Origin of the sequence: Shewanella sp. SR43-4, from assembly GCF_014163845.1 — a bacterium.
GTDB classification, from domain to species: domain Bacteria; phylum Pseudomonadota; class Gammaproteobacteria; order Enterobacterales; family Shewanellaceae; genus Shewanella; species Shewanella vesiculosa.
In genome coordinates this window covers 45,706-58,285 of the sequence record NZ_JACJEB010000015.1, presented here as the reverse complement: position 1 = coordinate 58,285, position 12,580 = coordinate 45,706, and the positions used below count along the sequence as shown (strand labels likewise).

10 protein-coding genes are annotated in these 12,580 nt (G+C 41.8%); 4 read left to right on the top strand and 6 right to left on the bottom strand.

The window, feature by feature from the left end:
* Nucleotides 1–107: 107 nt before the first annotated feature.
* A complete protein-coding gene (gene pyrC, locus H5123_RS15985; protein ID WP_182698608.1) occupies nt 108–1,145 on the bottom strand; it encodes a dihydroorotase in 1,038 nt (345 codons plus the stop codon).
* A 289-nt stretch (nt 1,146–1,434) separates the two neighbouring features.
* Here pyrC and H5123_RS15980 point away from each other — a divergent pair, with 289 nt between their 5' ends.
* The 4 genes from H5123_RS15980 to H5123_RS15965 all read left to right on the top strand — a co-directional run bounded on the left by H5123_RS15980 (nt 1,435) and on the right by H5123_RS15965 (nt 5,067).
* Entirely contained in the window at nt 1,435–2,340 is a 906-nt protein-coding gene (locus H5123_RS15980; RefSeq protein WP_259395681.1) for a WD40 repeat domain-containing protein, read from the top strand.
* 205 nt (nt 2,341–2,545) lie between these two features.
* Nucleotides 2,546–2,830: a DUF134 domain-containing protein gene (locus tag H5123_RS15975; protein ID WP_124017354.1), complete on the top strand. Its 285-nt coding sequence runs from the start codon at nt 2,546–2,548 to the stop codon at nt 2,828–2,830.
* Nucleotides 2,831–2,871: 41 nt separating this feature from the next.
* On the top strand, nt 2,872–3,312 hold the full coding sequence (locus tag H5123_RS15970; RefSeq protein WP_124017353.1) for a transcriptional repressor: 441 nt from the start codon (nt 2,872–2,874) through the stop codon (nt 3,310–3,312).
* 45 nt (nt 3,313–3,357) lie between these two features.
* Nucleotides 3,358–5,067, top strand: a complete 1,710-nt coding sequence (locus H5123_RS15965) for an FAD-dependent oxidoreductase (protein ID WP_182698607.1) — start codon at nt 3,358–3,360, stop codon at nt 5,065–5,067.
* A 135-nt stretch (nt 5,068–5,202) separates the two neighbouring features.
* Here H5123_RS15965 and lysS read toward each other — a convergent pair whose 3' ends face one another.
* The 5 genes from lysS to rlmC all read right to left on the bottom strand — a co-directional run bounded on the left by lysS (nt 5,203) and on the right by rlmC (nt 12,563).
* Nucleotides 5,203–6,705, bottom strand: a complete 1,503-nt coding sequence (lysS, locus tag H5123_RS15960; RefSeq protein ID WP_124017351.1) for a lysine--tRNA ligase — start codon at nt 6,703–6,705, stop codon at nt 5,203–5,205.
* A 54-nt stretch (nt 6,706–6,759) separates the two neighbouring features.
* A protein-coding gene (gene prfB / locus H5123_RS15955; protein ID WP_165870142.1) for a peptide chain release factor 2 occupies nt 6,760–7,858 on the bottom strand; the annotation gives its coding sequence in 2 pieces (ribosomal slippage) (nt 6,760–7,782 and nt 7,784–7,858; 1,098 coding nt in all).
* 351 nt (nt 7,859–8,209) lie between these two features.
* Nucleotides 8,210–9,874: a methyl-accepting chemotaxis protein gene (locus H5123_RS15950; RefSeq protein WP_124017349.1), complete on the bottom strand. Its 1,665-nt coding sequence runs from the start codon at nt 9,872–9,874 to the stop codon at nt 8,210–8,212.
* Nucleotides 9,875–10,012: 138 nt separating this feature from the next.
* Nucleotides 10,013–11,164 (bottom strand): chromate efflux transporter, encoded by a 1,152-nt coding sequence (gene chrA, locus H5123_RS15945; RefSeq protein ID WP_182698606.1) that lies wholly within the window; start codon nt 11,162–11,164, stop codon nt 10,013–10,015.
* Between the two features lie 322 nt (nt 11,165–11,486).
* Nucleotides 11,487–12,563, bottom strand: a complete 1,077-nt coding sequence (gene rlmC / locus H5123_RS15940; RefSeq protein WP_259395682.1) for a 23S rRNA (uracil(747)-C(5))-methyltransferase RlmC — start codon at nt 12,561–12,563, stop codon at nt 11,487–11,489.
* Nucleotides 12,564–12,580: the final 17 nt, after the last annotated feature.

Sequence of the window (12,580 nt, the reverse complement as noted above, 5' to 3'; positions counted from 1 at the left end):
CTGACAGGCATTAATAATTCGATTCGACAATTAAGCTATTTTCACTTAACTACTCACGATAATAAACAGCATGCTGCGTTAATTACCTGGCTAGCTTAGTGATTAAATTACGCAGTTTTCACTTTCCAATTGACCGTTTGACCAGCAAAAAATGGCACGATAGGGCTACCGTTAGGTAAAATAATCTCTTCTGGTACTGTCCATTCTTGTTTGACTAACGTTACGGTACCTGTATTACGTGGCAAACCATAAAAGTCTGCGCCATGTAAGCTGGCAAAACCTTCGAGCTTATCTAAGACACCCAAGTTATCAAATACTTGTGCATATAGCTCTAACGCACTCCAGGCACTGTAACAGCCTGCGCAGCCACAAGCAGACTCTTTGCGGTGTTTTTCATGTGGTGCTGAATCGGTGCCTAAAAAGAACTTACTTGACCCTGACGCTACCGCAGCTTGCAAAGCATGCTGGTGAATGTTGCGTTTTAATACGGGTAAACAAAAGTTATGCGGACGAATACCACCTACTAACATATCGTTACGGTTTAACAATAAATGCTGTGGTGTAATGGTTGCGGCAACATTAGCAGAAGCACCAGCAACAAATTCAGCCGCCTCTTTTGTGGTGATATGCTCAAACACGACTTTAAGGCTAGGAATAGCTTCGACAATACGCGATAAGTAGCGATCGATAAATAACTTTTCACGATCAAAAATATCAATATGCGATTCGGTCACTTCGCCATGCACCAGTAATAACATACCTTGCTGTGCCATCACCTCAAATATTGGGAATAACTCATCTAATGCTTTAACTGCGGCATCGGAGTTGGTTGTCGCCCCAGCAGGGTATAATTTGCAAGCTACAACACCTGCCGCTTTCGCATCAATAATGTCTTGAGCGCTGGTATTATTGGTTAAAAATAGCGTCATTAATGGCTTAAAGTCACTTCCAATTGGACGAGCGGCTAAGATACGCTCCTTATAAGCCATAGCCATAGCAGCTGTCGTCACTGGTGGAACTAAATTCGGCATCACAATGGCGCGTTTAAATAATCTAGCTGTAGCCGGAACCGTCTCACCTAACATGTCCCCATCTCGAAAATGAAGATGCCAATCGTCGGGAGCGGTTAAGGTAATGTGCGTCATGTGGGTTCCTTGGCTTAAATAACATATTGTTAGCTGTTATTGTGCCTGAATTCGGATTTTCTTAATAGATGCATAATTTGAACGCAGACTTTTCTATATCAAAAAATCAGCCTATGTTGACGAATAGATCTAGGAATATGTCGCTATGCTATTATGTTAAAAGGACGTTTTTTATAAAGAGATGACATTGTTAACTAATATCGGATCAAAATTCCTGCTTAATACATGCCTTATTATCGCCAGTATCATGGCGATAATAGCGATTTCTGGCTGCGACAAAATGGTGGTAATGAAAACGCCTGATCATCTGCAGCGGCTGGTTAATGAGACGCTCATTGATGGCGTACTATCAAGCGATGCCAGCATAGCGGTGACATTAAGCAGAAGCCGTACATTATCGATATGGCAAGTTGCGACTGGCAAATTATTGCAGCAATGGTCTGACGATGACTTTGATGAAACCAATTACCTCGTGGCGTTGTCAGCGAATAAACATTACCTTGCGACGGCCAGTAAACACCAAATATCTATCTTTAACCTTAACACAGGAAAATTAGACATACGTTGGTTCGCTCAGGGTTTCAATCCTGATGCCAGTATTTCGAGCCTTGCTCTGAGCCAAACAGGCAGTACTATTTTGGTGGGGATGAATGATGGCTCAATTACTGTGATCCAAAGGAGCAGCATGACAATGTCATTATTTAAACAACATAGCGCTGCCGTTAATCATGTTGAGCTATCCAATTTTGAACAACAAGTACTATCGACTGGGATTGATGGCGATGCACACATTTGGGCCACGTATAGCGGAGAATTAATAAGCAGCTTTTCTCGCCCGCAGCAGATCACTAGCGTGAGTTTTGATGAAGCCAATCGACGCTTGTTCATTGCCGATGCCCTCGACAATAATGTCATTATCGATACTCAAACCACGCAACCCATTAGCCAACTTGATTACCTTGAACGTTACCGCTATTTTCGACAGGCGTTATTCATTAACCATGGTAAAAACCTAATTACCGCAACCTCAAAACAAAGTGTTATCTATTGGGATGTCGACTCAGGAAAAGAGCTTTCTCATTGGGACATTACCGCTTATAACGCTGGTACAACCGTATTTTCAATGGTGCTACAAACCAATGGAAAATTATTAACCCTAAGCTCAGACGGCGCGCTTGAAACTTGGAGTTTATGAGTGAGTATTGACTTGGAATTATCAATAATAAGTAGCAATATTGTTGTTATTTTGGCTAGCACTATGATGCAATAAACCTCGTATAAAATTAAATTTTGCTGGTGAGTTCAAAGATCTGTTTATATGTTAAATCGACATAAACAATAATCTTGCATGTACAAACTAAACTCAGTATATATAGCATATGCTATAAATGAGGTGCTAAATGGCAAGACCCAAAATCCCCCGAACCATATGTGGTCAATTAGCCAATATTTGCTTTAAGCCTAATGGTATTCCTATGGTGCAATTAGAGCAGGTTCCACTTGCAGAAGATGAAATTGAAGCTTTGCGCTTAGTTGACTTGCTAGGCATGCAGCAGCAAGAAGCCGCTAAGTCGATGGGAATATCCCGCCAAACCTTGGCTAACTTAGTGAAAGGAGCTCGATATAAAGTGGTTGATAGCCTTATTTATGGCAAAGCGTTGATGACAAATATATCAACTAAATAGTAAACACTGGTAACACGCATTGGCGTGTTTAGGTAAGTCTAATGCAAGCAGTATTAAAAGACTCTGGCCTCAAAATAACCACACAAAGATGTAAGTTACTTGAGTTTTTAACTCAAGTCGATGAGCAGCATTTCACAGTAGAAAATATCTATCAGGGGTTAAATGCTCGGGGAGAAGCAATTGGCCTTAATTCTGTATATCGAATTATGACCCATTTTGAGCGGGCTGGCCTCGTTGTTAGACGACTATTTGAATCTGAAAGTGCCGTTTATGAACTCAATAATAAGCCCCGCCATGATCATTTACTTTGCTTAACTTGCGGTAAGTTAATTGATTTTATCGATCCCTTGATTGAGCTGCGCTTAGGGTTAGCGGCAGAGCATCACGGTATGAGTATTCATCACCATAGCCTCAATATGTATGGTTATTGCTTTAATTGCCAACATGCACTTGACAAAAAATCAGATAAACAGAAAACCTAATAAATAGTCACTTCATTATTAATCAATTTTTTCTTGGAGACAGCTATGACTAAAATAGTCATTATTGGTGGTGTTGCCGGTGGTGCATCTGCAGCAGCAAGAGCAAGACGGGTATCTGAAACGGCTGAAATCATCATGCTAGAGCGTGGCGAGTTTGTTTCATTTGCCAACTGCGGTTTGCCATACCATATAAGCGGCGAAATCGAATCGCGCGACTCACTATTACTGCAAACACCAGAAAGCTTCAAGTCACGTTTCAATATTGATGTGCGTGTATTTAACGAAGTAATTGCTATCGACAGACAAGCAAAGCAACTTAACGTACGTAACCTTATTACTAATGAAACATATCTAGAGTCTTACGATAAACTATTACTCAGTCCAGGTGCATCCCCGATTAAGCCTCCAATCAGTGGCATTAATCATCATTTTGTTCATAGTCTACGTAATATTCCTGATATGGATAAAGTGTTATCTACCCTTTTACTGCATAAACCTAAACACGCAACTGTGGTGGGTGGAGGTTTTATTGGTTTAGAAATGGTAGAAGCGTTACGCCATCTCGGATTAGAAGTGAGCTTGCTCGAACTTGCTGACCAGGTAATGGGGCCAGTAGATATTGAAATGGCCAATATGATGCATCAAAAGCTTGTCGATAACGGGGTTGATTTACGCTTAAAAACAGGCTTGGCCGCTGTCAATGATTGCCCTATAAAACTCTCTGAAGCCGATAATACTGATAACTACGATAAACCTGTCTCTCCCCATTACCATTTGACATTAGACTTAACAGATAACAATAGCTTAGCAACAGATTTAGTCATTCTCGCCATTGGTGTAAAACCAGAAACTCGCTTGGCCTCTGAGTGCGGTTTAGTATTGGGGCCGCTGGGTGGTATTGCGGTTGATGCTGGGATGCAAACCTCTGATGCTGATATTTATGCTGTTGGTGATGCTATCGAAACAGCTGATTTTGTGACTGGTAAGCCGACACTGATCCCACTTGCAGGGCCAGCAAACCGCCAAGGCAGATTAGCCGCAGATAACATGCTCGGGGGGAAGAAATTATATCGTGCGACTCAAGGCACAGCTATCTGTAAGCTTTTTGATATGGCCATATCCTCTACTGGATTAAATGAAAAAAGTTTACTCAAGCAAGCTATTCCTTATGAAAAAATCTATGTGCACACTGCCAGTCATGCCAGTTATTATCCTGGGGCGCATCCTATTACCTTAAAATTATTATTTTGTCCTGATTCTGGCCGTATTTTAGGCGCTCAGGCCGCGGGAATTGATGGCGTGGATAAGCGTATAGACGTATTGGCCGTGGCACAACGTGCGGGCATGACAGTGTATGATTTAGCCGACCTTGAGCTGACTTACGCGCCTCCTTTTGGTTCTGCACGAGATGTGGTTAACCAAGCAGGCATGGTCGCTGCCAATGTATTATTGGGTGATGAAGCTGTTTGTCATGTTCAAGATCTACATCACTTGACTGCAACACAAATGATTGTCGATGTGCGAAATCCTGGTGAATTAACTGCCGTGGGCGCAATTGAGGGGGCGATTAATATTCCGCTACCAGAACTTCGAGATCGACTCAATGAGCTCCCAAAAGACAAAGAATTACTGGTGTTCTGCCAAGTCGGTTTACGCGGGCACGTTGCCTATTGCATGCTAGTCCAGCATGGTTTTAAAGTGCGCAACCTCAGCGGCGGCTATAAGACCTACCAGATGGTTAATGCGCATTTTTAGTCCATATAAAACGCTTAAATAAATACCTCAGCTAATGTGCTTATTCTGTAAGTGATAAAAAAAAAACCAGCCTGTTGGCTGGTTTTTACTTTTTATTGTTAGGCGACTAACTCGACGGCTAGCCGACAAGTACAATTACGCTTGTGGGCGCATCGCTGGGAATAAAATCACGTCGCGGATAGTATGAGTGTTAGTGAATAGCATCACTAAACGATCGATACCAATACCTTGACCCGCTGTTGGCGGTAAACCGTGCTCAAGTGCGGTGATGTAGTCAGCGTCATAGAACATTGCTTCGTCATCGCCTGCATCTTTAGCATCAACTTGCGCTTTAAAGCGGTTGTCTTGATCTTCAGCATCGTTCAGCTCGCTAAAGCCGTTTGCCACTTCGCGGCCACCAATGAAAAATTCAAAACGGTCGGTGATAAAGTCATTGTTATCATTACGGCGTGCTAAAGGCGAAATATCCGCAGGGTAACCAGTAATGAACGTTGGTTGCATCAGCTTAGTTTCAGCGGTTTCACCGAAAATCTCTTCTAATAACTGACCACAGGTCCAGAATTTCTCTAGCTTGATGCCTAGGCTCGATGCTAAGTCGCGCATAAACTCTACGTCTTTCACTTGCTCGTAAGTCATCGCTTGAATAGTCGCATTGTCAGGGTTGTACTTTTGAATAGCTTCTAACATGCTTAAACGTGCATAAGGGCCACCAAAATCTACTGTGTGCTCGCCGTATGGCATTTGCGCACTACCCGTTAACTCAATGGCGATTGAACTGAGCATTTCTTCAGTTAAGTCCATTAAGTCTTTGTAATCAGCATACGCCATATAGAATTCCATCATAGTGAATTCTGGGTTATGACGTGGTGACAAACCTTCGTTACGGAAGTTACGGTTAATTTCGAATACGCGCTCAAAACCACCGACCACTAAACGCTTAAGGTATAGTTCTGGCGCAATACGTAAGTACATGGCCATGTCTAATGCATTGTGATGAGTCACAAATGGACGTGCAGAAGCACCACCAGGAATAACGTGCATCATTGGGGTTTCAACTTCCATGAACTCTTTTTTGATCATGAAGTTACGAATGGCAGAAACCACTTTAGAGCGCATAATGAACGCGTTGCGCGAGTCTTCGTTAACGATCAAGTCAACATAGCGCTGGCGATAGCGAGTTTCTTGGTCGGTTAAACCGTGGAATTTCTCAGGTAACGGACGCAATGCTTTGGTCAGTAATTGATACTCTTCCATATTAACGTACAAGTCGCCCTTGCCAGATAAATGCAGCTGACCTTTAACACCAACAATGTCACCGATGTCTAAACCTTGATAACGCTCTTTTAAATCGCCTTGGACTGGCTTACCAGCATAAGCTTGAATACGACCAGACACGTCTTGAATCACTAAAAATGGACCACGCTTAGCCATAACACGGCCTGCAATGCTGGTTTGAAAAGCGAGTTCTTCTAACGCTTCTTTGGTCTGCTCACCATATTGCGCCTGTAACTCAGCCGCTTTATGGCTACGTTGCCATGTATTTGGATGCGCATTAGCAGGACAACTGGTGCGAATGTGCTCTAATTTAGCGCGACGTTCAGCAATCAGTTTGTTTTCATCTTGTACGTGTTCAGTCATGTTATATTCTCGCGTTTACTCGCCACACTTACATGGCGGAAAAAGTTAATTTAATTAAAGTCCTGATTTTAGGCTGGCTTCAATAAACTTATCTAAATCACCATCCAGCACTGATTGAGTGTTGCGGTTCTCAATCCCTGTACGTAAATCTTTAATGCGGGCGTCGTCTAATACATACGAACGAATTTGACTGCCCCAACCGATATCTGATTTTGCATCTTCAGCAGCTTGCTTATCGGCATTTTGTTTATGCATTTCTAACTCATACAACTTCGCCTTTAACTGTTTAAAGGCAGAATCGCGGTTTTTATGTTGCGAGCGATCGTTTTGACATTGCACCACAGTGTTGGTTGGCAAATGCGTAATACGTATCGCAGAATCTGTTTTGTTGACGTGTTGACCACCCGCGCCTGATGCACGATAAGTGTCGATACGTAAATCGGATGGATTAATATCGATCTCAATATCATCATCAATTTCTGGATAAACGAAAACAGAGCAAAAAGAAGTATGGCGTTTGCCAGATGAATCAAAAGGTGATTTACGCACTAAACGGTGGACACCCGTTTCAGTTCGCATCCATCCAAAAGCATACTCACCAGTGAACTTAATCGTAGCACCTTTAATACCGGCTACATCACCGTCGGTGACTTCCATTAACTCGGGGCTAAAACCATGTGCATCGCCCCAGCGTAAGTACATGCGCAGCACCATGTTGGCCCAGTCTTGCGCTTCAGTGCCGCCCGAACCAGATTGAATATCCAAGTAACAGTTTGACGCATCACTCTTACCAGAAAACATGCGGCGAAATTCGAGATCGGCTAGACGAGTGTCTAACACCTCAAGTTCTGCAGCAGCATCGTTAAAGGTTTCTTCGTCATCTTCTTCAATGGCAAGTTCAAGTAACCCTTCGATATCTTCAAGACCTGAGTCCATATCATCAATGGTTTTGACCACGACAACCAACGCAGCGCGCTCTTTACCTAATGCTTGCGCACGTTCAGGCTCATTCCACACTTCTGGGCTTTCTAGCTCGCGACTGACTTCTTCTAAGCGCTCACTTTTGGCAGCGTAGTCAAAGATACCCCCGAAGTAGCTCAGTACGTTCAGCGAGCTCTTTAATTTTGAATTTTACCGGATTAACTTCAAACATGAATATTCAACTTAAATTTAGCAGTTAACAAAAGGTGCAACGGCGCATTTTACCTCATGATAGGCGCTAAACCTAGACCGGAAGGATGATTATTAATAAACAAATGACGAATATATTTCACTGAATCAATATCAGAAAAACCATAACCGTGAGTGTAACGACTAAATGTACGCCATATTGTTGTATAACAACTTCCACAAAAGATTGAATAAGGATTCGGTTAAGAATTAAGCCTAGGAATGGCTGACTGATAATGCCAAAAAATACCCATAATAGTGAAAAAACACTTCAGATTATGATGAAAAAAAATGAACCCTTAAGGTTCATTTTCCAACCCAATAACAGTCACTATTATATTTTAAATTGACCGACTAACTTAGAAAGCGTAGAGCCTTCATTGGCCACCGTTTTGCTCATATCAGAAGCATCTTGACTGGCCGCTAATAGCGTATTCACAATCTCTTGCACTGAATTAATATTACGATTAATTTCTTCGGTTACTGAGCTTTGTTCGGTAGCTGCTGTAGCTATTTGAGTACTCATGTCATTAATGCTGGTCACTGATGAGGTAACAGCGCCTAAACTTTCAGAAATGGCCCTAGAAGACTCAACTGAACTTAAACAACTGGCTTGGCTCTGTTCCATGGCTTGTACCGCTTTGGTGACTAACTTATGCAGTTCAGACAGCATTTCATTAATTTCGACGGTACTGGTTTGAGTGCGACTGGCTAAATTTCTGACTTCATCAGCAACCACAGCAAAGCCTCGACCTTGCTCGCCAGCTCGGGCAGCTTCAATGGCCGCATTAAGTGCCAGTAAATTGGTTTGCTCTGCAATTCCACCGATCACACTCAGCACTGAGTTAATCTTTTTCGACTGCTCACTTAATGACTTCACATTGGCGGCGGCATTGTCAATTTGGGTCATCAAATTAGACACTTCAGTTAATGATGTATCGACACAGTCTTGCGCTTTTCCGACGTTATCAGAAGCCGCATGTGTTGCTTCAGCAACCATATTAGTATTATGAGCCACATCATGAGCGGTCGCAGACATTTCAGTAATCGCGGTCACAACCTGATCAATTTCATTGTTATGATTATAAAGCTGCTCAGTCATTGACACTGTTTGACCACTAATGCTTTGCGCTGCATGTTTAACCCTATCAGTCGCCCCCGCTACATCACCAATAATATTCTGTAACTTGTCAATGAACAGGTTAAAAGCACTGCCTAACTGGCCGATCTCATCAATGCTTGTTATCTCAAGACGTTTAGTTAAATCACCCTCACCTTTGGCGATATCATTTAATGAGCTAGCCATATTTTGGATAGGCACCACCATTCTATGGGCCATAATGACTACAGCAAAAGCAGTTATCCCTGTTAAACCCAAAGCAATTAATAAAAATAAGAATGCTTTTTGATTCATCTCTTCAGTTTTATAGGTTTCATAAGCCGCAATAGACTCTTCAATATCATCAATGTAAGCGCCAGAGCCTAACATCCAATGGGTATTGGGGACCATTACCGCGAAACCGAGTTTTTCAACTAACTGTTCTCTACCAGGCTTTTTGTAATAATAAGAAAAATTACCGCTCCCGGATTTAGCGGCATCTAATAGCCCAACAATAATTTTAGTGCCATTGGGATCGGCCATGTCAATTTTGTTTTGGCCTTCAAGTTCAGGCATAGTCGGATGAAAAATATTCATCCCCGCATCATCATAGATAAAAAAATACCCTGCTGTGCCAAAACGTAAGTCTCGTAATGCCGCATTAACATTACCTTTATCACCCAAAGAGAGTTCATATTCAACGACTCCCTGGGCAATCTGAACAGATTCTTTAAGTTGATTTTTGCGTTCTGAAATTAATTCACTGCGAAAATTATCAATATCTCTTTTCAGCGATGCACCTTCGTTAACGTAAAAAATGCTCAGTAATACTGTGAGGATCAACGTTAGCGGAATTAACGATAACCCCAATAGTTTATTGCGTAATGAAGATCTCAGCATAGTGGTAGCCTTTTGAAGGTCTTTTAAGATAATAGTCTACAAATATAATAGTCTATTTATTATAAATGGTTACATTAACAAACTATGACTACTCAAAAAAGTGCGGCCTATCGCAAAACGTACAATATAATAACCGTTTTACAACATAGACAACCCACTACCCATTGCTGCAAATCCTATGACTAACCATACAAGGCTTGGCTTAAAGACTTTTAATACACTAAAACCAATAATCACTAATGCCATGTCCTGCGGCAAGATTACCGCACTTGTGAATACTGGCTGATAAAGTGCTGCCAGCAATAATCCCACAACGGCAGCATTGACACCTGCTAACGCCCCCGCAATTGCAGGACGTTGGCTAATGCTATGCCAGCTTTTTAACCCCACCAGCATCAGTAAAAATCCAGGAAGAAAAATAGCCAGCGTGGCAACTATCGCCCCTAAAATAGGTGACTCTAACCATAAATCAGCGCCTAAAAAAGTAGCTAGAGTAAACATTGGCCCAGGGATGGCTTGTGCAAGCGCATAACCGCTGAGAAAACGATCGGCAGTAATGTATTCGCCAACACTAGTTTCAAGTAAGGGTAAAACCACATGTCCGCCACCAAAGACTAAACTTCCAACTTGGAAGAATTGTGCAAAAATTTGTCCTAGGCTATCTGGTTGATTAATAAAATATAAAGATGCCACTATTACTGTAATAAATAGCCCTAACCAAACATAATTAAGCTCTATCGGAGGGTTGTCTGGCGTAATACTGTCGCCTCGAGTCATCAACATGACTCCAACAATCGCTGCCACAATTAACACCCCAATTTGCATTAATAATGACGGCATTAAAATGATGGCAACAGCTGTTGCTGCCATAAGTATTTTAGCGGTTTTTCGTTGACAGAATTGGGTGAACATTGACAAAGTTGCTTCAGCAACAACCACGACAGCGAGTAGTTTTAAACCATGGATGGCACCCGCAACAGCAGTCAACTCGAGCCATTGTGCACTGGTAACGGCAAATAAAAACATCAATAAAAAAGACGGTAAGGTAAAACCTAAAAAGGCAGCAAGACCACCTAATAGACCACCACGATGATAACCAATTGCAAAACCAACCTGACTGGAACCTGGCCCCGGCATAAACTGACTTAGGGCAACAAAGCTTGAGTACTGTTTACTGTCTAACCATTGCTGATCGTCAACAAAAACTTTTCTGAAGTAGCCTATATGCGCTGCAGGGCCGCCAAAACTGATTAGACCTAATGCTAAAAAGCGAGTAAATATTTGCCACATTGTCCGAATACCTTTTTATAGTGATTAACAATGCTATGACAATGAGATGGCATTTTTATGACAATAAAAAAATGCCCCCATCACCATACATAATACTAATATTTATCAGCAACTTATATTTTCTCGTTAGGTAGAGTCATCGTGTAGTGCCACAAAGCTTAGTTGGAGAAAATAAACATTTATCAAATAATCCATTATTCGGCTAAATCGTATTACCTCAACTTGTCAGCAATAAAAACCACCAGCTTGCGATGAAATGCCTCAAATATTCTGAGCGTGGCTTACATGCTTTATATCAACTCAACGTTGAGATTAACTCGGCCTATTGCAGCAGCTCTAACATAACCAATACCTCAAAATGATCCGTATGAGGAAACATATCAAACATTTGTACTTTGGTAATTTCATAACCCGTAATACAGGCTAAATCTGTCATTAAGGTGTGTGGATTACAGCTAGAATACACAATGGCTTTGGGCGCAAACTCGCTCAATGAATCGCATAAGGTTTTACCTAATCCTCGCCGCGGTGGGTTAACAATAATAAGATCGGGTTTGACTTCAGCTGATTGCCCTTGTGCAAAATGGGTTGAATCAAGAGCACTAAAATCAACTTGTGTCAGCCCAAGTTTGCTGGCTGACAAGATGGCACATTCTATTGCTTCTGATTCAATCTCTATACCCGTTAAGCGAATTTGATGATCAGCACAATGCAACCCAAAACCGCCGACACCACAGAATAAGTCCCAAATATAGTTAGGTTTAAACTCAGTAACCCACTCCCTTGCAATCTGATACAACTGCGCCGCAACGTCATGATTTGTTTGAAAAAAGCTTTTTGGCCGAATAAATAACGGCACATGATTCAGTTGTTCTTCTAAGCGCGTAGTTTCGGTTAAAAAGATTTCTCTTTCACCTTCTAAAATAGCCATATGAATCGGCTGAATATTAGCCGACACTAAGGTAATTTGAGGAAATTCTTGCAGTAACTGCGGTAATTCTCGTTCAATTCGCGCGATCGCGTTATCGCTACGCAAAACAAAACGCAGCATAAACTGGCCACTACTTTGACTACGAGTCAGCAAAATAAATTTGAGCTCACCTTTGGCCTTATCGACTCGATAAGGAGGCACACCCGCTTGCTGCACAAATCGCTCTAAACGGTGTAATAACAATTGCATATCTTTAGGGTATAACGAACAATCACATAAACTGATCGGCTCCCCTTGTGGATTAACCAATCCTAAAATAGGCTCATGAGCGGCACCTAATACCACCATTTTGGCTTTATTACGAAAGCCAGATTCTGCACTTAATATCGGTGAAAACCATTGTTTAACCGACATGTCACGAAACAAATCCGTTAATTTTTGCTGTTTTACATTTACTTGCTCAACCATTGGCAGTTGAATATTGC